16 protein-coding genes are annotated in these 22,688 nt (G+C 71.8%); 10 read left to right on the forward strand and 6 right to left on the reverse strand.

Annotated features, from left to right (window positions below):
* The first annotated feature begins 39 nt into the window (after positions 1-39).
* Positions 40-1,782, forward strand: a complete 1,743-nt coding sequence (locus KI385_RS34830; protein ID WP_238576029.1) for a pyruvate dehydrogenase — start codon at positions 40-42, stop codon at positions 1,780-1,782.
* A 26-nt stretch (positions 1,783-1,808) separates the two neighbouring features.
* Here the strand turns inward: KI385_RS34830 and KI385_RS34835 are convergent, their stop codons facing one another.
* Complete coding sequence (locus KI385_RS34835) at positions 1,809-4,946, reverse strand: alpha-mannosidase (RefSeq protein WP_238576030.1); 3,138 nt, start codon at positions 4,944-4,946, stop codon at positions 1,809-1,811.
* Between the two features lie 194 nt (positions 4,947-5,140).
* On the opposite strand from KI385_RS34835, the gene KI385_RS34840 reads away from it, so the two are divergent.
* Positions 5,141-5,614, forward strand: coding sequence for an ATP-binding protein (locus tag KI385_RS34840; RefSeq protein WP_238576031.1), 474 nt, complete (start codon positions 5,141-5,143; stop codon positions 5,612-5,614).
* A gap of 40 nt (positions 5,615-5,654) precedes the next feature.
* On the opposite strand, the gene KI385_RS34845 is transcribed toward KI385_RS34840, so the two are convergent.
* Positions 5,655-6,746 (reverse strand): DUF2637 domain-containing protein, encoded by a 1,092-nt coding sequence (locus KI385_RS34845; RefSeq protein ID WP_238576032.1) that lies wholly within the window; start codon positions 6,744-6,746, stop codon positions 5,655-5,657.
* Positions 6,747-6,941: 195 nt separating this feature from the next.
* Positions 6,942-7,781 carry a (2Fe-2S)-binding protein gene (locus KI385_RS34850; RefSeq protein ID WP_238576033.1) on the reverse strand — a complete coding sequence of 280 codons (840 nt, stop codon included), beginning with the start codon at positions 7,779-7,781 and terminating at the stop codon, positions 6,942-6,944.
* A 174-nt stretch (positions 7,782-7,955) separates the two neighbouring features.
* Between KI385_RS34850 and KI385_RS34855 the strand changes: the two genes are divergently transcribed.
* On the forward strand, positions 7,956-8,654 hold the full coding sequence (locus tag KI385_RS34855) for a GntR family transcriptional regulator (RefSeq protein ID WP_238576034.1): 699 nt from the start codon (positions 7,956-7,958) through the stop codon (positions 8,652-8,654).
* A gap of 17 nt (positions 8,655-8,671) precedes the next feature.
* Here the strand turns inward: KI385_RS34855 and KI385_RS34860 are convergent, their stop codons facing one another.
* From KI385_RS34860 to KI385_RS34870, 3 genes are all read right to left on the reverse strand, one after another.
* Positions 8,672-9,547, reverse strand: a complete 876-nt coding sequence (locus KI385_RS34860) for a hypothetical protein (protein WP_238576035.1) — start codon at positions 9,545-9,547, stop codon at positions 8,672-8,674.
* Between the two features lie 408 nt (positions 9,548-9,955).
* Positions 9,956-10,810: a hypothetical protein gene (locus KI385_RS34865; RefSeq protein WP_238576036.1), complete on the reverse strand. Its 855-nt coding sequence runs from the start codon at positions 10,808-10,810 to the stop codon at positions 9,956-9,958.
* Positions 10,811-11,154: 344 nt separating this feature from the next.
* Positions 11,155-12,816, reverse strand: coding sequence for a PucR family transcriptional regulator (locus tag KI385_RS34870; protein WP_238576037.1), 1,662 nt, complete (start codon positions 12,814-12,816; stop codon positions 11,155-11,157).
* Positions 12,817-13,076: 260 nt separating this feature from the next.
* On the opposite strand from KI385_RS34870, the gene KI385_RS34875 reads away from it, so the two are divergent.
* The 7 genes from KI385_RS34875 (at position 13,077) to KI385_RS34905 (ending at position 22,611) form a co-directional block, all read left to right on the forward strand.
* The gene (locus tag KI385_RS34875) at positions 13,077-13,964 is read left to right on the forward strand and encodes an FAD binding domain-containing protein (protein WP_238576038.1); all 888 of its coding nucleotides are present in this window, start codon (positions 13,077-13,079) and stop codon (positions 13,962-13,964) included.
* Complete coding sequence (locus KI385_RS34880; protein ID WP_238576039.1) at positions 13,955-14,554, forward strand: (2Fe-2S)-binding protein; 600 nt, start codon at positions 13,955-13,957, stop codon at positions 14,552-14,554. The genes KI385_RS34875 and KI385_RS34880 overlap by 10 nt, the downstream gene beginning before the upstream one ends.
* A 1-nt stretch (position 14,555) precedes the next feature.
* Entirely contained in the window at positions 14,556-16,970 is a 2,415-nt protein-coding gene (locus KI385_RS34885) for a xanthine dehydrogenase family protein molybdopterin-binding subunit (RefSeq protein WP_238576040.1), read from the forward strand.
* A gap of 246 nt (positions 16,971-17,216) precedes the next feature.
* The gene (locus KI385_RS34890) at positions 17,217-18,704 is read left to right on the forward strand and encodes an NCS2 family permease (protein WP_238576041.1); all 1,488 of its coding nucleotides are present in this window, start codon (positions 17,217-17,219) and stop codon (positions 18,702-18,704) included.
* 41 nt (positions 18,705-18,745) lie between these two features.
* A complete protein-coding gene (locus KI385_RS34895; RefSeq protein WP_238576042.1) occupies positions 18,746-19,987 on the forward strand; it encodes an XdhC family protein in 1,242 nt (413 codons plus the stop codon).
* 87 nt (positions 19,988-20,074) lie between these two features.
* Positions 20,075-21,235 carry a winged helix DNA-binding domain-containing protein gene (locus KI385_RS34900; protein WP_238576043.1) on the forward strand — a complete coding sequence of 387 codons (1,161 nt, stop codon included), beginning with the start codon at positions 20,075-20,077 and terminating at the stop codon, positions 21,233-21,235.
* Between the two features lie 116 nt (positions 21,236-21,351).
* On the forward strand, positions 21,352-22,611 hold the full coding sequence (locus tag KI385_RS34905) for a GNAT family N-acetyltransferase (protein WP_238576044.1): 1,260 nt from the start codon (positions 21,352-21,354) through the stop codon (positions 22,609-22,611).
* Positions 22,612-22,688: the final 77 nt, after the last annotated feature.

A 22,688-nucleotide genomic window follows, 5' to 3' on the forward strand; every position in this document is an offset into this window, starting at 1 on the left:
GCCGCCCGACCCGCATCCCGTCGAAGGAGCGACAGCGACATGGCGAAGCAGACCGTGGCCGAGCAGTTCGTGGACATCTTGGCGCGGGCGGGGGTGCAGCGGCTCTACGGCGTCGTCGGCGACAGCCTGAACCCGGTCGTGGACGCCGTCCGACGCAACTCCGCGATCGACTGGATCCAGGTCCGGCACGAGGAGGTCGCGGCCTTCGCCGCCGGGGCGGAGGCCCAGCTCACCGGCAAGCTCGCCGCCTGCGCGGGCTCCTGCGGCCCCGGCAATCTGCACCTGATCAACGGGCTCTTCGACGCGCACCGCTCCATGGCTCCGGTCCTCGCCCTGGCCTCCCACATCCCCTCCAGCGAGATCGGCACCAGCTTCTTCCAGGAGACCCACCCCGACCGGCTGTTCGCCGAGTGCAGCCACTACAGCGAACTGATCTCCAGCACCAAGCAGATGCCGCGGGTGCTGCAGACCGCGATCCAGCACGCCATCGGGCAGAGCGGGGTCTCGGTCGTCTCCCTCCCCGGCGATATCGCCGCCGAGCAGGCCCCCGAGCGCGCCATCGAGCATGCCCTGGTCACCGCGCGCCCGTCCGTACGCCCCGGTGACGACGAGATCGACAAGCTGGCCCGGATGATCGACGAGGCCGGCAAGGTCACGCTGTTCTGCGGCAGCGGCACGGCGGGTGCGCACGCCGAGGTGATGGAGTTCGCCGAGCGGGTGAAGTCGCCGGTCGGGCATGCGCTGCGGGGCAAGGAGTGGATCCAGTACGACAACCCGTACGACGTGGGGATGAGCGGACTGCTCGGCTACGGCGCGGCCTACGAGGCCACCCATGAGTGCGATCTGCTGCTCCTGCTCGGCACGGACTTCCCCTACAACGCGTTTCTGCCCGACGACGTCAAGATCGTCCAGGTCGATGTCCGGCCCGAGCACCTGGGCCGCCGCTCCAAGCTCGACCTCGGCGTCTGGGGCGATGTCCGCGAGACGCTGCGCTGTCTGATCCCCAAGGTGCGGCCGAAGACGAACCGCAAGTTCCTGGACCGGATGCTGAAGAAGCACGCCGATGCGCTGGAAGGTGTGGTCAAGGCATACACCCGCAAGGTGGAGAAGCACACCCCGATCCACCCCGAATATGTCGCCTCCGTCCTGGACGAGGAGGCCGCCGATGACGCGATCTTCACGGTCGACACCGGTATGTGCAATGTCTGGGCGGCCCGCTATATCAGCCCCAACGGCCGCCGCCGGGTGATCGGTTCGTTCAGCCACGGCTCGATGGCCAACGCGCTGCCGCAGGCGATCGGCGCCCAGTTCATCGACCGTGGCCGCCAGGTCGTCTCGATGTCCGGCGACGGCGGGTTCTCCATGCTGATGGGCGACTTCCTCACCCTGGTCCAGTACGACCTGCCGGTGAAGGTGGTGCTGTTCAACAACTCCTCGCTCGGCATGGTGGAGCTGGAGATGCTGGTCTCCGGTCTCCCCTCGTACGGCACCACCAACCACAATCCGGACTTCGCGGCCATCGCCCGCGCGGCCGGGGCACACGGCGTACGGGTGGAGAAGCCCAAACAGCTGCGCGGCGCACTGCGCGACGCCTTCAAGCACAAGGGCCCGGCGCTGGTCGACGTCGTCACCGACCCCAACGCCCTGTCGATCCCCCCGAAGATCAGCGCGGAGATGGTGTCCGGCTTCGCGCTGTCGGCCGGCAAGATCGTGCTGGACGGCGGGGTCGGCCGGATGCTGCAGATGGCACGGTCCAACCTGCGGAACCTTCCGCGGATGTGAGACGCGCGGGATTTTGAAGGCAGGCCCTAACGGCGCTGGGGGGCGAGCCGCAGCGTCAGGATCTGGAACGGGCGCAGTTCGAGCGTCACCTCTGATGTCGGCCCTTCCTTCTCGTCGTGCAGCGGGCGTTCCAGCAGGTCGGTCACCATGGCGCGTTCGAGGGGGAAGCCGGGGGAGAGGGTGCCGGTCGCGCGGCCGCCCCGGGACTCGTACAGCCGCACCACCACATCGCCGCTGCGGTCCTCGGCGAGCTTGACCGACTCGACGGTGAGGGCCGGGTGGTCGACGCGGATCAGCGGGGGGACCGGCGGTGCGTCGGCGGTCCTGAGCGGGAGGTTGAGCGCCAGGCCCTCGGCGACCGCGTCGCCGACCTCGGCGCCCGGCAGCAGCGCGTAGGAGAAGCGATGGGCGCCCTGGTCGGTCTCGGGGTCGGGGCTGTGCGGTGCGCGCAGCAGGGTCAGCCGTACGGTCGTGCCCAGGCCCTCGGCGTGCGGTGTACGGGTGACGTCATGGCCGTAGGTCGAGTCGTTGAGCAGTGCGACGCCGTAGCCGGGCTCGGCGACCCGTAGCCAGCGGTGTGCGCAGATCTCGAAACGCGCCGCGTCCCAGCTGGTGTTGGTGTGTGTGGGGCGGTGCACATGCCCGAACTGCACCTCGGCGGTGGAGCGTTCGGCGTGCACATCCAGCGGGAAGGCGGCCTTGAGGACCTTCTCCGACTCGTGCCAGTCGATGTCGGTGCTGATGTCCAGCCGCCGCGAGCCCGCACGCAGGATCAGCTCCTGGGTGATCCGGGACGCGCCGAACGCCCTGGTCACCCGCACCACGGCGGACAGCGGTCCGGCCGCGGTGAGCTCGACGGACTCGGCGTCGGTCAGATCGGTGTGCCGGTTGCGGTAGTGCCGGTCGAGGTCCCAGGCGTCGTACTTGTTGGGGTGGTCGGGGTGCAGTTGCAGCAAGTTGCCGCGCGCGCCCGGCGCCAGGGCCTCCCGTCCGGTGTGCAGATCGCGTACGGAGGTCAGCAGGCCGTCGGTGTCGAGGCGGACGCGGAGCAGTCCGTTGTCGAGGGTGAGGGCGCCGTCGGCCTCGGTGCTCGCCCGTACGGGCGGGGGCGGTGGCGTGGGGGAGTCCGGGCCGGGCGGTCGGACGGTCGCCGAGCCGAGCGCGGGGACATGGACCGGGACGGCGGCCGGCTCACCCGGTCCCGCCTCCGTGGCCCGCGCCGGCAGCTCGACGATCTCGTCCCGGTCGTAGGGCGAGGCGTTGAACACCGTCGGCACCCCGGCCGCCCCGTCCCCTCCCAGCGCCCCGATCGCCGTCTCGATGATCTCCGTCAGCTCGGCCGCGACGGCCGCGTAGGTGTCCCGGGCCTCGCGATGCACCCAGGCGATCGACGAGCCCGGCAGGATGTCGTGGAACTGGTGCAGCAGTACGGTCTTCCAGAGCCGGTCGAGCGCGTCGTACGGGTAGGCGTACGCGGCGCCGCCGCCCGCCCGTGCCGCGGTCCGCACCGCCGCCGTCGCCGCCCACAACTCCGCCTCGCGCAGTAGATGTTCACTGCGCCGGTTGCCCTGTTTGGTCTTTGCCTGCGAGGTGTACGTACCGCGGTGGAACTGCAGATACAGCTCGCCCGACCAGACCGGCGCCGCCGCCCCGTACTCCTCGTGTGCGGCCTCGAAGAACCGGGCCGGCGGCTCGATCTCGACGCGCGGTGAGCCCTCCAGGGAGCGCAGCCGGCGGGCCCGCTCCAGCATCTCGCGGGTCGGGCCCCCACCGCCGTCGCCCCAGCCGAAGGGCACCAGGGAGCGGGTGGCGCGGCCCTTGTCGGCGAAGTTCCGTTCCGCGTGGGCGAGTTCGCCGGCGTGCAGGCGGGAGTTGTAGGTGTCGACCGGGGGGAAGTGGGTGAAGACGCGGGTGCCGTCGATGCCCTCCCACCAGAAGGTGTGGTGCGGCATCTTGTCGGTCTGGTTCCACGACAGCTTCTGGGTCAGGAACCACTTCGCGCCGGCCAGCCGCGCCAGCTGCGGGAAGGCGGCGGTGTAGCCGAAGGAGTCCGGCAGCCAGATCTCCTCGGTCTCCACCCCCAGCTCGTCCAGGAAGAAGCGTTTGCCGTGGACGAGCTGGCGGGCCAGCGCCTCACCGCCGGGCATATTGGCGTCGGACTCCACCCACATCGAACCGACCGGCGCCCAATTGCCGTCCCGCACCGCCGCTTTGATGCGTTCCCAGATGCGTGGCTGGTGCTCCTTGACCCAGGCGTACTGCTGCGCCTGCGAGCAGGCGAACACCAACTCCGGGTACTCCTTGGCGAGGTGGGTGACATTGGCGAAGGTGCGGGACGCCTTGCGCACGGTCTCGCGCAGCGGCCACAGCCAGGCCGAGTCGATATGCGCATGCCCGGTGGCCGACAGGCGATGGGCGCTCGCGGAGGCCGGGCGGGTCAGTACGTCCGCCAGGCGGGCCCGGGCCGCGGCCGCCGTGCCGCCGACATCGTGCAGATCGAGCGCGTCCAGCATGTCTTCCAGGGCCCGCAGGATCTCGTGCCGGCGCGGGCGGTCGACGGGCAGCTCGTACATCAGCTCCGACAGCACCTCGATATCCAGGATCAGCTGCCAGACGGTCTCGTCGAGCACCGCGAGATCCGCCGAGGCGAAGCGGTACAGCGGACGGTCCCCCGCGGTCCGTACGTCGCCGAGGTCGGTGGGGCGAAAGTCCCGCAGCACGGCCGGGTTCGCGGCGGCCTCCAGCAGCAGCCGCACCTCCTCACCGCCGTGGACCGGGGAGCCGACGGGGAGGTGCCGGTTGCGCGGATGGATGCCCTTGACGGGTACCCCGTCGGCGTCGTACACCAGCCCCTCGGCCTGGAAGCCGGGCCCGTCGCCGCTGAAGCCGGGGTCGATGACGGCCTCCACCCGCCGGCCCGCCCACTCCTGTGGCACCTCACCCGCCAGCCGGAACCAGCTCGTCGACCACGGCGGCCCCCAGAGTTCGCCGGCCGTGAACGGCTCGTACGCGGCCCGCAAGGCCTCACCCACCGGCCGTGGTTCGCCCGGCGCATGCCAGACGGTGAGCCGCAGCGGCACCCGCGCCGCGTACTGCGCGGGCCTGATGAACTGCCCCAGCGCCCGCTCCAGGCGCCCCTCCACCAGCAGTCGGTCGTCGTGCACAGCGGCTCCTCACGCTCGTACTCGCCCACGCATCGGGTCAGGCATACCCACTCGGTCCCGGCCCGGCCCACCCGGCGCGCGGGCCGCCGACGAGCGGTCGCGCAAGCGGAAGCATGGCGGCTGATCCGATGGGCATGCTGACCGTGAGGCTGTTCGAGACCGGGCGCCGAGGTTCGTGGGGGGCGGGGGAGAGAATGCGTCAGCCTGTGCGGCGCGAGGAACGGGACAGAAGGCAGGAGTCGGCCGAGGGGGCCCGCGGCGGGGGGATCGCCGCGCGAGCACCGGGCGTCCTGGAGCGGAAGGTGCGGCATGCGGATCTGCGTGCGGTCGGCGAGGTGCGCCGGGAGTTACGGCAGCTGCTGAGCCGCTGGGCGGTGCCGGGCAGCGGCGAGCTCGCGGAGGTCGCGACGCTGCTCACCAGCGAATTGGTCACCAACGCCCTGGTGCATACGGAGGGCGGCGCCGTCGTCACGGCCAGGGTCGGCGACCGGCTGAGGGTGGAGGTGCGCGACCTCGCGCCCGGGCGCCCCGAGCCGCGTGCGGCGAGCACGGAAGGGACGTCCGGCAGGGGGCTGATGCTGGTGCGCTCACTGGCCGACGCGTGGGGCATACGCTCCGAGGGGTTCGGCAAGTGCGTGTGGTTCGAGCTGGGCTGCGGACCGGCCTGACCCGAATGCGGGGGTGTCGGTCGGCGCGGTCCGCCACCTGTCAGCCGAATTGCCGTTCGATCTCGGCGAGTTTCTCTTCGAGGGAGTCCAGACGGGGCAGCGTCTGGGTGTCGTCCTCGGTCGTGAGGTCCACGGTCCGCCGGGTCCCGATCGCGCCGTCGGCGGCATCGGGGTCGGCGCCTGACAGGGCCTTGAGGGCGGGGCGGGCGCGTACCGACAGCTCCGCCGTGGTCAGCGGTGCCGGCTCGCCGGCTATCGCGGAGTCCGGGCCGGCCATCTCCGCGGGTGCCGCGGTTGCCTGAGCGACCGTCAGTTGCCGGGCGCCGGTACGGCCGATGCCCCAGGTGCGGTGCTGCCGGTTGATGGCCTTGATCCGTGCCCGGTCGAGCTTGCCCTTCTCGCGTCGGCGAAGCCGGTTCAGCTCCTTCTCGCGCCGGTCCTCACGGACCTCCTCGACCGCCTCGTCCAGTGTCCGTACGCCCTCCAGCAGCATCAGCGACCAGGCCGCGAAGGTCTCGCGGGGAGCCCGCAGCCAGCGGACGATACGGATCTGCGGCAGCGGGCGGGGCACCAGGCCCTGCTCGCGCAGCGCCGCCCGGCGGGTCTGCTTCAGCGCCCGGTCGAAGAGGACCGCGGCCGACAGCGACATCCCGGCGAAGAACTGCGGTGCGCCCGCGTGGTCCAGGCCGCGCGGCGCGTGCACCCAGTTGAACCAGGCCGCGGCGCCCGCGAACGTCCACACCAGCATCCGGGAGCCGAGCGCGGCGTCACCGTGGCTGGCCTCCCGCACCGCGAGGACGGAGCAGAACATCGCCGCGCCGTCGAGGCCGAACGGCACCAGATACTCCCAGCCCCCGGTGAGGTTGAGGTTCTGCACACCGAAGCCGACCAGGCCGTGGAACGACAGCGCGGCGGCGACCGCCGCACAGCAGAACAGCAGCAGGTAGGAGGCGGAGGCGAAGACGGCCTCCTTGCGGCGGCGGCGCTCCTCGCTGCGCTCCCAGGAGTCGTCGGTGGCGGACCGGGCGGCGGCGCGTTTGCCGCGCACCACCAGGGCCGCGGCCGCCGTCACGCCGACGAGCATCAGGGCGCCGGGAATCAGCCAATCCAGCGATATAGCGGTCGTTCTCATTCTGGGGATCCCTTGCCTCGGATACGCGATTTCGCGCGACATCCTGGCGGAATCCGGCCCTCCCACAGGGGGTTTCGGAGCAAGAGAACGCCAAGGAGGTGCGGGGACCCGCAGATAGCGGCCGGGGTCTCGAACTACCTTGTGTTGACGCTGAGTTGAGTTCGAATTCGGTGACTCGAACGGGTGGTGTGGGGGTCAGCTGGTTGCGGTGAGGCGCTTGATGCGGTCCTCGTCGCAGGTGCGCGGGCAGGTGACGCAGGTGTCCTCGGGGCGCAGGGTGTAGAGCATGCAGCAGCTGGCGCGGTCCCGGGTCGGCAGCGCCGCGCCGTCCGGCCCGGTCAGCGACCGGAACCCCGCGCTCCCCACATACGGGGCGGTGGCGCCCGGCAGCAGCCGCTGCAACGCGGCCACCGCGCGCGGCTCCTCGCCCAGCAGATGCCCCAGATACCAGAGCCCCTCGACGATCTCGTCGGACGCCATCCCCCACAGCGCCCGCGGCCCGCGCCGCATCCGGCTGCGGAAGCCTTCCAGTACGGGCCCGAGATGCGCGGCCACCGCCGACCGCACCTCGGCGCGCAGCGCCTCCTCGTCCGGTACCACCCGGGCGCCGGGCAGCGCCGCCGCCGGATCGTCCGGAAGGCACCCGAACGAGCTGACGCGGACCGCCATCCGGCCCAGCTCGCGCTGGAAGGAGACGTCCTGCACAGGCAGGTACGGGACCCGGCGGTGCAGGAACCAGGGGATGGTGATCAGCAGACAGGCGGGCCAGGCGTAGCGGTGCAGCGCGAAGCTCGCGGTCACGTCCGGCCGGGCGCGCTGTCCGTAGTCGCGGAGGATCTGTGCGTCGTCCCAGGCGAGAAAGGTGTCCAGGGTCTCACCGCCGGCCGCGAGCCCGGCCGCGCACACCCAGCCGTCGCCGGCGGGCGGTGCCGCGTCCCAGGTGGTCACCTGCAGACCGGGGAAGACCTCGGAGAGCCGGGCGTAGGCGGCGGCGACGGGGTGGGTCGCGGGCGGGGCGGCGAGGGCAGAAGTCATGCGGGAGACCACCGAATCGCGATCGTTAGCAGGTAAGCCTTACCTTATCCGAAGACTTTACCCGCCCCCGCCTGAAGCCAGTCCTGGCAGCCCTCGGCGGCTGCGGGACCGGTTCCCGGATTTGAACTGTGGCCAAGGCCGCCTATGGTGCTGGGGACGTCAGGAGGAACCGTCATGGAGCAGGGCACGGCGGAACAGGAGCCGCGCGCACGGGCATGGGTGCCCGCGCAGGCCGGTCCCGCGGCGCTCCGGCGGCACTCGGTCCGCGGCCAGGTGCTGGCCGCGCTGCGCCACGCACTGGTCGGCGGGGAGCTGACCCCGGGCGAGGTCTACTCCGCGCCCGCGCTCGCCGAGCGCTACGGCGTCTCCGCGACCCCGGTCCGCGAGGCCATGCAGCAGCTCGCGGGCGAGGGCGCCGTCGAGGTCGTCCCCAACCGCGGCTTCCGGGTCGCCGAGCGCAGCTCCCGTGACCTCGCCGAGCTGGCCGAGGTCCGCGCCATGCTGGAGGTGCCCGCGATCGTCCGGCTGGCCCGGGCGCTGCCCCCGGAGCGCTGGGAGGCGCTGCGCCCGTTCGCCGCGGCGGGCGTGAGCGCCGCCGCCCGCGGGGACCGGGTCGGCTACGCCGAGGCCGACCATGCCTTCCACGACGCCTTGATCTCGCTCACCGGCAACCGCCGGCTCACCGAGGTCACCGGCGATCTGCTGCGCCGTGCCCAGTGGCCGGCGGCCGGCAGCTCCCGGCTGCGTACGGCCGAACTGCTGGCGGACGCCTCGGAGCACACCGCGCTGCTCGATGCGCTGATCGCCCAGGAGTACGCGGTCGTCGAGCGGATCGCCCGCGAGCATGTCTCGGCGACGCGCCACCCGCACTGACCCCGCGGGCGGCCGGCTCAGCCCGGCAGCAGCTCCACCAGTGGCAGCGCCGCGATATCGGCGGCGGGCCGGGAGAGATACAGATCGGCGTGGTAGAAGCCGTCGGCTTCCTTGCCGGTGACGGTCAGACCGCGCCCGGCCAGCGCCTCGAACGCCGACCGCCGCTCGTCACCGTCGGCGAACCGCCGCTGGCGGAACGTACGGGTGGTGAGTTTCTCGGTCACCAGGCCGGCGCGGGCCAGCAGCGCGGAGATCGGCCGGTAGTTCACCTCGCGGAGCACGAACGCCGCGACCCAGGGCGGCGACGACATGCAGTCGAAGAGCCGGCCGAAGGTGCGCGCGGAGATATAGCCGACGCCGCCGGTGACGGTGATCAGATCGGCGTCGGCCAGTGTGCGCCGCATCGCCGGGCTCGGGTCGTCCAACTCCAGGTTCTCCGCGAAGCCGTGGTCGAGCAGACCGACCGTGCGCGCGTAGTCGACGGCCCGGTCCGCCGAGTCGATGCCGGTCACCCGGAAGGGTTCGGCACGCAGCCGGCTGGCGAAGAATGTGCGGTCCTCCTCCGTGAGTTGACGGGTCGTCGGGAATTCGGGGCGCTGTACGGCGTAGCGCCCGTAGAGGTCGGTGAGGGACAGCCGGTGGTTGAGCAGCGCGGCGTTGACCCCGTATGAGCAGCAGAGGTCGACGACGTGCAGTGGTGGGCGGTCGCTCCGGCGTCGCCGCAGGGTCTCGGCCACGGCGCGGAACACCGCTTGGCCATGGTGCGGAATCTGGTAGTCCAGTGGTTGCAGTGTGGTGAAGTACCGGCGCGGATCAGGGCAGTTGTAGATCGCCTCGAAATCCGCCTTGCCCCAGTCGGTTCCAGCGGTCGTCTTGGTCACTCCTGCTGCCATGGATCGCCTCCTGAAAAGGCTCCGTCAATGGGTGGGGGGCCCAGCTGGCCACGGACCAGCATCCAGTCCCCACCGGCGCCTCACAGTGCGACTTGCGGCCATTCTCGGGGCCTGTGGGGCGTGGAGAGGCGCCGCTGCCCCGTGGCCTTCGCCCATGGTCCCACCTCATGCTTCGCTCGTCGCGTCGAAGCCCGGGGGGTGCGGCAACCGGTGCGCCCCGGCCGATCCCCCGCCAGGACAGTCCGGATCCCGCCAATCGGTGCGGGGGCCCGCATGGCTGAGGACGGGGGGTTGACGGCGAGCGGCCGCGGGCGCGACGACGGCCGGCCACCAACGGGGCGTGCCCGTTGGTGGCCGGCCGTGATGGGTGCCCTAGTCGCCGGGCCGGTCCGGCCCCGCCGGACGGGCCTAGGTCGCCGCCGAGGCCGTGGAGAGATGGTCGGCGAGCCAGGTGGGGACGCCGCCCATGAGGCGGAACAGTCGGGCCGCCTCGGCGCGCAGCCGTTCCGCGTCGGCGTCCGGGGCGGCGTCGGCCAGCGCCGCGAGCGCCGGCGCCGTGCCGACGAGGAAACCCAACTCCTCGCGGATCCGCAACGACTCGGCGAAACCGTGCCTGGCCTCCGTCAACTCGCCGTCGCGCAGGGCGAGTCCGGCCAAATGGCGCCAGGTGAAGGACAGCAGCAGGGTGTCGCCGTGCGCGGTGGCGCCGGCGTGGGCGCGGCGGTAGGCGGCGCGCGCCGAATCCGGGCTGTCGGCGATGTGCTCGGCCATCAGCCCGCGGCGGAAGTCCAGCAGCGGGCGGCCGGGCGAGGCGGGGGCGAGCAGCGCGGCGGCCCGGCCCAGCGCCGAGCGTGCCTCGTCGGCCCGGTCCCGTACGCCGAGGACCGTGGCGGCATATGCCAGATGACCGCGCTCGCAGGCCGCGCCGCCCCGCTCGTCGTCGTCACCGGCCAGCGCCTCGGCGGTGCGCAGCGCGTCCTCGGCCTCGGCCCAGCCGATGGCGGTGAACATGCAGCGCTCCACCAGGAGCGCGGCGCGGCGCAGCGCGGAAGGCGCGTGATGGACGGAGTGTGGCTCCAGCAGCGCGGCCGCGTCGTCCCAACAGCCGCGGGAGCGCAGCCGCCAAACGGCACGGTCGAGGGGATCGTCCCCCTCGACCGCTCTGGCTGCCGGTACCTCCGGTGCGGGTGCCGGCCCCGGTACCGAGATCGGCACCGGATCCTTGGAACTGACCGGATCCGCGGGATCCGCTGACTCTGGCATGGCGGTATCCGCCACATTGCCCTCCCCGAGCGCGCCATTGAGCTGGAAATTGGAAGCCGTGGGCGAATCTCAGCACGAACTCCGTCGTGCGGCCAAGGGGGCGGGTGAATGATTTCACAATCGCCGGATGGGCGTTTCGGGTGGACGTAGTGGCCCTGATCGGGCGTGTCGTGGCGTGGCCGGTCGGCGTGCCGCCAAGCGCAGTTGACGGGATGACGCCCGATCGGGTTACCCCGAATGGTCGATGCGGGGAGCGCGGAGTCGCGGCGGCCGGACCCGGGCACCGGTGGCGCGCCGCCGGACGGCCCGCCGCCCGGCGACGGGATCCGCGGCGCGCCCGGCGGTCAGCTCATCCGCAGCGCGAGGAAGAAGTCGAGCTTGTCCTCCAGGCGGGACAGATCGCGGCCGGTGAGCTGCTCGATCCGGCCCACCCGGTAGCGGAGCGTGTTGACGTGCAGGTGGAGACGGGTGGCGCAGCGGGTCCAGGAGCCGTCGCAGTCCAAGAACGCCTCCAGCGTGGGGATCAGCTCGGCGCGGTGGCGGCGGTCGTAGTCGCGCAGCGGGTCCAGCAGGCGGGCGGTGAAGGCCCGGCGGACGTCGTCGGGCACGAACGGCAGCAGCAGGACGTGCGAGGCCAGCTCCTCGTGCCCGGCGGCGCAGACCCGGCCCGGGCGGGCGGCGGCGACCCGTCGGGCGTGCCGGGCCTCCTCCAGGGCGCCGCGCAGCCCCTCCGCCGAGTGCACCGAGGCGCTGACGCCGACGGTCAGCCGCCCGTCGTCCGCCAGGCCGCGGCTGAGCGGCTCCTGGATGACGGAGAGCAGCTCATTGGCGTGCAGACCGGTCGCCGAGGGGTCCCCGGACTCGTCCGGGACGGGCAGCGGCACCAGCGCCACCGCGTCGTCGCCGGTCTGTGCCACGGCGATGCGGTCGGAGGGCTCGGGGCCGAAGGTGCCGGGGTCGACCAGCATCTCCTCCAGCAGGCTCTGCGCGACCGGCCCGCCGGGGATGTCGCCGTCCTCCCACTCGACCCTGGCCACCACGATCTGCCAGTGCGGGGCGCTGCCCAGACCGGGCAGCAGCACCGGGGCCGCCACCCGCAGCCGGGCCGCGATCTCGGCGGGCGGCGCGCCGGTCTGGACGAGCTCCAGCACCTCCTGGGCGAGCCGTCGGCGGACCGTACGGGCGGCATCGCGCCGGTCGCGTTCGACGGCGATCAGCTGGGTGACGCCGTGCAGCAGGTCCAGGCGCTCCTCGGGCCAGTCGCCGGCGTCCGCCTCGACGGCCAGCAGCCAGTCGCTCAGCAGCGTCTGGCGCAGGTCACGGCCCTCGTGGCGGATCGGGAAGAGCGAGAAGGTGGCGCCTCCCAGGGTGGTGCGGTGCGGGCCGCGGCGGCCGGTGCGGGCGGCCGCCAGATGTTCACCGGCGAGCCGGGCGGCCAGCTCACCGGACAGCTCGGGCCCGGAGTCCGCGAGGGTGGAGCCGGCGATCTGCCGGCCGGTGGGGGAGAGCACCCAGGCCCGCAGATCGAGGTCGGAGCCGAGCAGGTCCAGGACCACCTCCGGGCCGCCGCCCGTGGGGCCCGAGGTCATCAGACGGCGGTGGCGGTCCACCACGGCGGCCAGGTCCCCGGCCCGCTCGCCGGAGACCTGGCGGACGACATGCTCGGTGATGGAGGCGAACGAGACCGCCTCCTCGACCGAGAACAGCGGCAGCCGGTGCCGGTGGCAGGCCTGCACGAGATCGTCCGGGATCGCGCCGAGCTCGGCCTCGCCCGCCGCGAGCCCGGCGACGCCGGCCGCGGCCAGGATGCGGACGAACCGCTCGGAGTCCTCCGGCTCGCGGCGCCAGGCCAGGCCGGTCAGCACGAGTTCGCCGCCGGAGAGGTAGCGGCTGGGATCGCGCAGATCGGTGGTCATCACGCCGCGTACAGTGCGGTCCAGCTCGTCCTCGCCGCCGAGCAGCCGAAGGCCCAAGGTGTGGGTGTCCAGGAGTGCGCGGAGCCGCATGACCTCGCCCGCCGTTCTTTGCTGTCTGGTGTTGCCGGTGGAATGCCGCGAGGTTTCAGAGCCTCGTCTTTCGTTCGAATCTACAAGACGGGTGGCTTGGCCAGCCAACCGCTTCATGGTTTCGGTGACTGCACCGGGTGGGTGCAGGGCGCGTTCACTGAGTCCAACAGCGTTAACAAGACATGAACAGCTCGATGGCGACCAGGGCCCCAGGTCCTCACCATGAGCAGCGAATGACCGATTCGTAGAAGAGGCCACCCATGGACTTCCTTCGCCCCGCCAGCTGGGAGGAGGCGCTCGCCGCTAAGGCCGAGCACCCCACCGCTGTGCCCATCGCGGGCGGCACGGACGTGATGGTCGAGATCAACTTCGACCACCGCCGCCCCGAGTACCTGCTCGACCTGAACCGCATCGGTGACCTGAGCGAGTGGGAGGTCGGAGAGAAGACCGTACGCCTGGGCGCCTCGGTCTCCTACACCAAGATCATGGAGAATCTGCGGGCCGAACTCCCGGGCCTGGCGCTGGCGTCGCACACGGTCGCCTCTCCGCAGATCCGCAACCGGGGCGGCGTCGGCGGCAACCTCGGCACCGCCTCCCCGGCCGGCGACGCGCACCCCGCGCTGCTCGCCTCCGGCTGCGAGGTCGAGGTGGAATCCGTGCGCGGCCGCCGCATGATCCCGATCGACGACTTCTACGTCGGTGTCAAGCGCAATGCGATGGAGCCCGACGAGCTGATCCGCTCGGTGCATCTGCCCAAGGCCGACGGCCCGCAGCAGTTCTCCAAGGTCGGCACCCGCAACGCCATGGTGATCGCGGTGTGCGCCTTCGGTATCGCACTGCACCCCGAGACCCGTACGGTGCGCACCGGCATCGGCTCCGCCGCACCCACTCCCGTACGGGCCAAGGAGGCCGAGGACTTCCTCGCCGCGGCGCTGGACGAGGGCGGCTTCTGGGAGTCGGCGGGCCCCATCCCGCCGTCCGTCGCCAAGCAGTTCGCGCAGCTCGCCTCCGGCGCCTGCAACCCGATCGACGATGTGCGCGGCAGCGCCAAGTACCGCCGGCACGCGGTCGGCATCATGGCGCGCCGCACCCTCGGCTGGACCTGGGAGTCCTACCGCGGCAATGAGAGGAGCGCACAGTGCGCGTGACATTCACCGTCAACGGCCGCCGGCAGGAGGCCGACGATGTCTGGGAAGGCGAGAGCCTGCTGTACGTCCTCCGTGAGCGGATGGGCCTGCCGGGTTCCAAGAACGCCTGTGAGCAGGGCGAATGCGGTTCGTGCACGGTCCGTCTGGACGGCGTGCCGGTCTGTTCCTGCCTGGTCGCCGCAGGTCAGGTCGAGGGCCGCGACGTGGTGACCGTCGAGGGCCTGGCGGACTACGCCAAGCAGCGCGCCGAGCGCGGCGGTTGCGGCACCGGAGCCTGCGGTACGAGCATCGACGCGGCCAAGCAGTGGGAAGCCAGCCCCGCCGACTCGCAGACCGGCGAGAACACCGAACTCTCCCCGATCCAGCAGGCGTTCATCGACGCCGGCGCGGTCCAGTGCGGTTTCTGCACCCCGGGCCTGCTGGTCGCCGCGGACGAACTGCTGGAGCGCAACGACTCCCCGTCGGACGCCGATATCCGCGAGGCGCTGTCGGGCAACCTGTGCCGCTGCACGGGCTACGAGAAGATCCTCGACGCGGTCCGGCTCGCGGCCGCCCGCGGCGAGGGCCAGACCGCAGGACAGGGGGCCTGATATGGCCGGCACACCTACACCACGAGCCGCTACCGCTCCGGTCCGCACACCCACCAACCTCACGCAGGGCGGCAAGACCAAGGCCGGCATCGGCGAGTCCACGCTGCGGCCCGACGGCACCCTCAAGGTGACCGGTGAGTTCGCGTACTCCTCGGACATGTGGCACGAGGACATGCTGTGGGGCCAGACGCTCCGCTCCACCGTCGCGCACGCCGAGATCAAGTCGATCGACACCTCGGAGGCCCTGGCGACGCCGGGTGTCTACGCGGTGCTGACCTACGACGACCTGCCGGCCGAGATGAAGAACTACGGCCTGGAGATCCAGGACACCCCGGTTCTCGCGCACAAGAAGGTCCGCCACCACGGCGAGCCGGTGGCCCTGGTCGCCGCCGACCACCCGGAGACCGCCCGCCGCGCCGCCGCCAAGATCAAGATCGAGTACGTCGAGCTGCCGCTCATCACGGACGAGGCGTCCGCGACCGCCCCCGACGCGATCCTGGTCCACGAGGGCCGCGACGACCACCACATCGGTCATGTCGCGCACCCGAACATCGTGCACCGCCAGCCGATCATCCGCGGCAACGTGGCGGAGGCTCGCGAGCGGGCCGACGTGATCGTCGAGGGCGAGTACACCTTCGGCATGCAGGACCAGGCCTTCCTCGGCCCGGAGTCCGGCCTCGCCGTGCCGTCCGAGGACGGCGGTGTGGAGCTCTACGTCGCCACCCAGTGGCTGCACTCGGACCTCCGCCAGATCGCCCCGGTCCTCGGCCTGCCTGAGGAGAAGGTGCGGATGACGCTCTCCGGCGTCGGCGGTGCCTTCGGCGGCCGCGAGGACCTGTCGATGCAGATCCACGCCTGCCTCCTGGCGCTCCGCACCGGCAAGCCGGTCAAGATCGTCTACAACCGGTTCGAGTCGTTCTTCGGCCACGTCCACCGGCACCCGGCCAAGCTCTACTACGAGCACGGCGCCACCAAGGACGGCAAGCTCACGCACATGAAGTGCAGGATCGTCCTGGACGGCGGCGCCTACGCGTCGGCCTCCCCGGCGGTCGTCGGCAACGCCTCCTCCCTGTCTGTCGGCCCGTACGTGATCGACGACGTCGACATCGAGGCCATCGCGCTGTACACCAACAACCCGCCCTGCGGCGCCATGCGCGGCTTCGGCGCGGTCCAGGCGTGCTTCGCCTACGAGGCCCAGATGGACAAGCTGGCGGCGAAGCTGGGCATCGACCCGGTCGAGTTCCGCCGGATGAACGCCATGGAGCAGGGCACGCTCATGCCGACCGGCCAGCCGGTCGACTCGCCGGCCCCGGTCGCCGAACTGCTGCGCCGTATCAAGGCGATGCCGCTTCCCCCGGAGCAGCAGTGGCTGGCGGCCGGTGAGGGCGCCGATGTCCGGGCGCTGCCCGGCGGTCTGTCCAACACCACCCACGGCGAGGGCGTGGTCCGCGGCATCGGCTATGCCGTCGGCATCAAGAACGTCGGCTTCTCCGAGGGCTTCGACGACTACTCCACCGCCAAGGTGCGCATGGAGGTCATCAACGGTGAGCCGGTCGCGACCGTACACACCGCGATGGCGGAGGTCGGCCAGGGCGGTGTCACCGTCCACGCGCAGATCGCCCGCACCGAGCTCGGCGTCACACAGGTGACCATCCATCCGGCCGACACCCAGGTCGGCTCCGCCGGATCGACCTCGGCGTCCCGTCAGACCTATGTCACCGGCGGTGCGGTCAAGAACACCTGTGAGCACGTCCGCGAGGCGGTCCTGGAGATCGGCCGGCGCAAGTTCGGCTCGTACCACCCGGCCTGGGCGACGGCCGAACTCCTCCTGGAGGGCGGCAAGGTCGTCACCGACGGCGGCGAGGTCCTCGCGGATCTGGTCGACGTACTCGAGGGCGAGTCCGTCGAGCTGGAGCTGGAGTGGCGCCATCGCCCCACCGAGGCGTTCGACCTGCACACCGGCCAGGGCAACGGCCACGTCCAGTACTCCTTCGCCGCACACCGCGCGGTCGTCGAGGTGGACACCGAACTCGGCCTGGTCAAGGTCATCGAGCTGGCCTGCGCCCAGGACGTCGGCAAGGCGCTCAACCCGCTGTCCGTCGTCGGCCAGATCCAGGGTGGTACCACCCAGGGCCTGGGCGTGGCGGTCATGGAGGAGATCATCGTCGACCCCAAGACCGCGAAGGTGCGCAACCCCTCCTTCACGGACTACCTCATCCCCACGATTCTCGACACCCCGACCATCCCGGTCGATGTGCTCGAACTCGCCGACGAGCACGCCCCGTACGGGCTGCGCGGCATCGGCGAGGCCCCGACCCTGTCGTCCACTCCGGCCGTCCTCGCGGCGATCCGGAACGCGACCGGGCTGGAACTCAACAAGACGCCGGTGCGTCCCGAACACCTCACCGGCACATAGTGAGCCGTCCGGGGGCGATCCCCCGGACACCGGCCTCCGGGTGGTGCGTGTCAGGGGTGCCCCTGTCCGTCCTCCTCCGCGTATCGCCCGGAGTTCCCCCCCTCGCACCACGCAGTTGCTGCTGCCTCGTACGCAGTCAGTCCCCACGTTCGCCTCGGGCCGTCCCCCGGGTCGTGCAGCCGAAGTTTCATCCCAAATCTCGCACTGTGATGCGAGTGCCCCTGTGAACCTTGGGAGTAAGGCACCATGACCCAGCAGTCCACTGAGCCGAGGACCACGGCGGAAGACGCGGGCGACGGCTCGCGTCAGCCCGCCGGCCGGTCCTGGCTCGACCGGTACTTCCACATATCCGACAGAGGGTCGACGGTCGGCCGGGAGGTGCGTGGCGGCGTCACCACCTTCATGGCGATGGCGTACATCGTCCTCCTGAACCCGGTGATCCTGACCACGACGAAGGACATCACCGGCGCCACGCTCAATGCCGACCAGGTGACCACGGCGACCGCGCTCGCCGCCGCCGTCACCACGATCGTCATGGGCTTCCTCGGCAATGTCCCTCTCGCGCTGGCTGCCGGCCTGAGCGTTTCCGCAGTGATGTCCTTCCAGGTCGCCCCCACCATGACCTGGGACAACGCCTGGGCGATGTGCGTCATCTACGGTGCCGTGATCGTTCTGCTGGTCGTCACCGGCCTGCGTGAACTGATCATGAACGCCATCCCGTTGCCGCTCAAGCACGCGATCACCATGGGTATCGGTCTGTTCGTCTGCCTCATCGGCCTCGTCCAGGCGGGCTTTGTGACCTCCATGCCCGGCCCGGGCGGTCTCGCCGGCGCCAAGCCGATCCAGCTCGGCACCGCCGACATGCTCACCGGCTGGCCGGTGCTGTGCTTCGCCTTCACCGTCCTGCTGATCTTCCTGCTCCAGGTCCGCAAGGTCCCCGGCGCGATCCTGATCGGTATCGTCGGCGGCACGCTCTTCGCCGCGGTCGTCCACCAGCTCGCCGGGCTGAGCGTCAAGGACTGGGGCGGCCGCAACGCCCCGGTGATCTCCGGCTCCGTCGTCTCCAACCCCGACTTCGGACTGCTGGGCCATGTGTCCTTCAGCGGCCTGGGCAACGTCGGCGGGATCACCATCGGTGTCATCGTCTTCACGCTCGTGCTGGCCGGCTTCTTCGACGCCATGGGCACGATCATCGGCATCGGCCAGCAGGCCAACCTCGCCGACAAGGACGGCAAGATGCCCGGTCTGAACAAGGCCCTGGCCATCGACGGCGCGGGCGGGATCATGGGCGGTCTCACCGGCGCCTCCGGCCAGACCGTGTTCGTGGAGTCCACCGCGGGCGTCGGCGACGGCGCGCGCACCGGCTTCGCCAGCGTCATCACCGGCCTCGGCTTCGCGCTCTGCCTCTTCTTCACCCCGCTGGCACAGGTCATCCCGACCCAGGTGGCGGCCGCCGCGCTGGTGGTGATCGGCTCGATGATGCTGACCAACGCCAAGCACATCGACTGGGACGACCCGGCGACCTCGATCCCGGTGTTCCTGACGACGGTCCTCATGCCGTTCACGTACTCCATCACCGCGGGCATCGCGGCCGGCGTGGTCGCGCATGTCGCGATCAAGGCCGTCCAGGGCAAGTGGCGCGAGCCCGGCTGGCTGATGTGGGTGCTCTCCCTGGTGTTCCTGGCCTACTTCTCGCTCAATCCGATCGAGAGCTGGCTGGGCATGCACCACTGATCCGCCGCTTCCACCCATCCGTTATCCGTAAGGAGACCGACATGCTGGACATCGCCGAAGAGCTCCATCGGTGGGTCGAGCAGGGCCGCGAGTTCGCGGTGGCCACCGTGGTGGCCACCAACGGCAGCGCGCCCCGCCAGCCCGGAGCCGCCCTTGCCGTCGACAGTGACGGCACGGCCATCGGGTCGGTCTCCGGCGGATGCGTGGAGGGGGCGGTGTACGACCTGTGCCAGGAGGCGCTGCGGACCGGTGAACCGGTCCTGGAGCGCTTCGGCTACAGCGACGAGGATGCCTTCGCCGTGGGCCTGACCTGCGGCGGCATCATCGACATCCTCGTCCAACCGGTACGGACGAGCGTCCCGCGACCCGCAGGCGACAGCGGATCTGCGGGGGAGTGGGTGGACAGCACCGCCGACACGCTCGCCGCCGGGCTGGCCGCCGCCGCCACCGGGGAGGCGGCGGCGGTCGCCCGGATCATCCAGGGGCCCGCCGAACTCCTCGGCCGCGCCCTGCTCGTCCGCCCCGACGGCAGCCACACCGGCACCCTCGGCGGCCATCCCGCGCTCGACCGCACCGCGATCGAGGAAGCCCGCGCCCTGCTGGATGCCGGACGCACCACGACGGTGGAGATCGGCGAGGGCTTCGCATCCGAGGAAGAAGCAGCGAGCGAAGGCGGTGCACAGCGGAGCGGCTCGCGGTGCGGCCGGCCGGTCGTCCTCCTTGTGGAGTCCTCCGCCCCCGCGCCCCGCATGATCGTCTTCGGTGCCATCGACTTCGCCGCCGCCCTGGTCAGGGTCGGCAAGTTCCTCAACTACCACGTCACGGTCTGCGACGCCCGGCCCGTCTTCGCCACCCGGACCCGCTTCCCGGACGCCGACGAGATCGTCGTCGACTGGCCGCACCGCTACCTCGACTCCCAGGAACTCGACTCCCGCACCGTGCTGTGCGTCCTCACCCACGACGCCAAGTTCGACGTACCGCTGCTGGAGCGCGCGCTCAAGCTCCCGGTCGCCTACGTGGGCGCCATGGGCTCGCGCCGCACCCACCTGGACCGCCAGCAGCGTCTGCGCGACGTCGGCCTCACCGAGCTCGAACTCAACCGTCTGCGCTCGCCCATCGGCCTCGACCTCGGCGCCCGCACCCCGGAGGAGACCGCGCTCTCCATCGCCGCCGAGATCGTCGCCAACCGGCGCGGCGGCACCGGTATCCCGCTGACCGGAGCACACACGCCCATCCACCATGACGCGGCGCGGCCGGTGGGGCGGATCGGGTCGGTGGCCTGAGGCACGGGGTCCCCGCAGGCGCTGCCGGTGAGGGGCCCGCGCCCTTGCGGACACGGTTCGTCCGCAAGGGCCCGTACTGTCGTCGGCATGACGCAGCGCCGCACCGCGCCCTTGCTCACCGCCCGCGCCCTGGGCCGGGCCACCCTGGACCGCCAACTCCTGCTCCGCCGCAGCGAGATGGCCGTCCTCGATGCCGTGGAGTGGCTGGTCGGCCTGCAGGCCCAGGCGCCCCGCCCGCCGTATTACGCGCTCGCCGCCCGGCTGGCCGATTTCCGGCCGCAGGAGCTGTCCGGTCTGCTGGAGACCCGGCAGGCCGTCCGTATCTCGGCGATGCGCTCCACCCTCCACCTGGTCAGCGCCCGTGACGCCCGGCTGCTGCGCCCGCTCCACCAGCCGGTGCACGACCGCACCCTGCGCGGCAACTTCGCCAAAACACTGGTCGGCGTCGATCTGGACCGGCTGGCCGCGGAGGCCCGTACGCTCGTCGAGCAGCGACCGCTGACCTTCCAGGAGCTGGGGCAGCGGCTCCAGGAGGACTGGCCGCAGCACGACCACCGGTCGCTGTCCATGGCCGCCCGCCAGATGCTCCCGCTGGTGCAGGTCACCCCGCGGGCCCTGTGGGGACGCAGCGGACCGGCCGCGCACACCACCCTCGACACCTGGTTGGCCAGGGCGGCGCGGCCCGCGGGGGAGCCGGGTCCGGCCGCCGAGGATCCTCAAGAAGACCTGGCCGCCGTCCTGTTGCGCTACCTGGCCGCATTCGGCCCGGCCTCCGTCAAGGACATGCAGACCTGGTGCGGGCTGACCCGGCTGCGCGAAGTGATCGCCCCGCTGCGGCCGCGGCTGCGCACCTTCCGCGACGAGAGCGGGGAGGAGCTGTTCGATCTGCCCGACGCGCCGCTGCCGCACCCGGACACCGAGGCGCCGGTCCGCTTCCTTCCGGAGTTCGACAATCTCACGCTCTCGCATGCCGACCGCGCCCGCGTCATCGCGCCCGAGTACCAGGGCCGCACCTGGGACCGCAATGTCGCCCACCGCGTCCTGCTCGTCGACGGCACCGTCCGCGGTCTGTGGCGGATCGATACGGCGGGCGGCGCCGCGCAGCTGACCATCGAGGCCTTCGCCCCACTGACCGGCGCCGAGCGTGCCGCGGTGGAGGGCGAGGCGGCCGGGGTGCTGCGGATGACCGCTCCGGACGCCACGTACGACATCCGCTACGGCCGGGTCGCCAAGGGCGCGACGCCTTGACGCAACGGGCCGTGATGCAACAGGCCGTGACGGACAGGTGCTCACAGGCAGGCGAGGGGACGGGCGGCGTCAAAAACGGGATGAAGGGTCGCCGCGCGCCGGGTTAGCGTCCCCGGGTGACAAGTGACGACCACGCCCGCCCGAGCACGGACATCCGGGACATCCCCGAGGCCGGCCTCGACCAGGCCCTGGACCTGGCCTATCTCGCCTTCCATCTGAAGCCCGGCGACAAGACCCGCCGGTATCACCGGGAGTTGCTGGAGGCCAGCGCCCGCATCGGTGTGTACGACGGCGAGCAGCTGGCCGGTCTGGCCGCCGCGCACCGCCTCACCCTCTCCGTCCCGGGTGGCCAACTCCCTTGCGCCGCAGTGGACTTCGTCTCCGTCGCCCCCACGCACCGGCGCCGCGGAGCGCTCACCGCGATGATGGACGAGCTGTGGCGCCGCTGTGCCGCCGAAGGGCGGCCGCTGGCCTGCCTCTGGGCGTCCGAGAGCGCCATCTACGGCCGGTTCGGCTTCGGCGCCGCCACCGAGGCGTACGGCATCGAGATCGACTCGTCCCGCCCGCTCGCCCTGCGCATCGCCCCCGACCGCCGCCCGCTGCGGCTGATCGATCCGGCCGACGCGCCCGCGGTGCTCGCGCCGCGCTACGACGCGAGCCTGGCCCACCGCGCCGGCCGGTTCACCCGCGACGAGGAGTGGTGGCGCAAACAGGTGCTGGACCTCAACGGCGCCCGGATGAATGCCGAGCAGGACGGCTTCGGCGCGGTACGCGTCGTGGTGCTCGGCGCGCCCGGCGAGGTCCCCGGCGGCTACGCGGTCTACCGCACCCGCGGCACGGGTGAGGGCCGGCCCGGCAGGGTCGCCGTCGAGGAACTGGAGGCGGAATCCGCACCGGCCGCCGCCGCCCTGTGGTCCTACCTCGCCTCGATCGACCTCACCACGACCGTGGTGGTGGAGGCCCGCCCGGCCGACGACCCGCTTCTGCACCTCGTCGCCGACCGCGACCAGGTCCGCGTCACCGGCCAGGAACCCGCACTGTGGGTCCGGCTCGTGGACGTCCGTGCCGCCCTGACCGCCCGCTCCTGGGCATCCCCCGTCGACCTCGTCATCGAACTGAGCGATCCCGCCCTGCCCGCCAACGCGGGCCGCTTCCGCCTGACCGCGGGACCCGGCGGAGCCACCTGGACGTCCACCGCCGAGGCACCCGATATCACCCTGAACGTACGGGAGTTGGGCTCCTGCTACCTGGGCGGCACCCGTCTGCGGAACCTCGTACAGGCCGGTCTGGCCAGCGAGCACACCCCCGGCGCGGTCCGCCGCCTGGACACCGCGCTGGAGACCGAGTGGCTGCCCTTCACGGGGGAGAACTCCTGAGTTCACCAGGGAGAGAACCGACGAACTCCCCGGAGTGAGGTGCTGAGCGGCGGTCGCGGCCCGGACCCCGGACGCCC

Source organism: Streptomyces inhibens (assembly GCF_022221585.1).
Taxonomy (GTDB): Bacteria; Actinomycetota; Actinomycetes; order Streptomycetales; family Streptomycetaceae; genus Streptomyces; species Streptomyces inhibens.

Bases quoted from the DNA above. Each gene is read 5' to 3' on its own strand.
- KI385_RS34830 (WP_238576029.1), top strand. From the start codon at position 40: ATGGCGAAGCAGACCGTGGCCGAGCAGTTCGTGGACATCTTGGCGCGG.
- KI385_RS34840 (WP_238576031.1), top strand. From the start codon at position 5,141: ATGCGTCAGCCTGTGCGGCGCGAGGAACGGGACAGAAGGCAGGAGTCG.
- KI385_RS34845 (WP_238576032.1), bottom strand. From the start codon at position 6,746: ATGAGAACGACCGCTATATCGCTGGATTGGCTGATTCCCGGCGCCCTG.
- KI385_RS34850 (WP_238576033.1), bottom strand. From the start codon at position 7,781: ATGACTTCTGCCCTCGCCGCCCCGCCCGCGACCCACCCCGTCGCCGCC.
- KI385_RS34855 (WP_238576034.1), top strand. From the start codon at position 7,956: ATGGAGCAGGGCACGGCGGAACAGGAGCCGCGCGCACGGGCATGGGTG.
- KI385_RS34860 (WP_238576035.1), bottom strand. From the start codon at position 9,547: ATGGCAGCAGGAGTGACCAAGACGACCGCTGGAACCGACTGGGGCAAG.
- KI385_RS34865 (WP_238576036.1), bottom strand. From the start codon at position 10,810: ATGCCAGAGTCAGCGGATCCCGCGGATCCGGTCAGTTCCAAGGATCCG.
- KI385_RS34870 (WP_238576037.1), bottom strand. From the start codon at position 12,816: ATGCGGCTCCGCGCACTCCTGGACACCCACACCTTGGGCCTTCGGCTG.
- KI385_RS34875 (WP_238576038.1), top strand. From the start codon at position 13,077: ATGGACTTCCTTCGCCCCGCCAGCTGGGAGGAGGCGCTCGCCGCTAAG.
- KI385_RS34885 (WP_238576040.1), top strand. From the start codon at position 14,556: ATGGCCGGCACACCTACACCACGAGCCGCTACCGCTCCGGTCCGCACA.
- KI385_RS34890 (WP_238576041.1), top strand. From the start codon at position 17,217: ATGACCCAGCAGTCCACTGAGCCGAGGACCACGGCGGAAGACGCGGGC.
- KI385_RS34895 (WP_238576042.1), top strand. From the start codon at position 18,746: ATGCTGGACATCGCCGAAGAGCTCCATCGGTGGGTCGAGCAGGGCCGC.
- KI385_RS34900 (WP_238576043.1), top strand. From the start codon at position 20,075: ATGACGCAGCGCCGCACCGCGCCCTTGCTCACCGCCCGCGCCCTGGGC.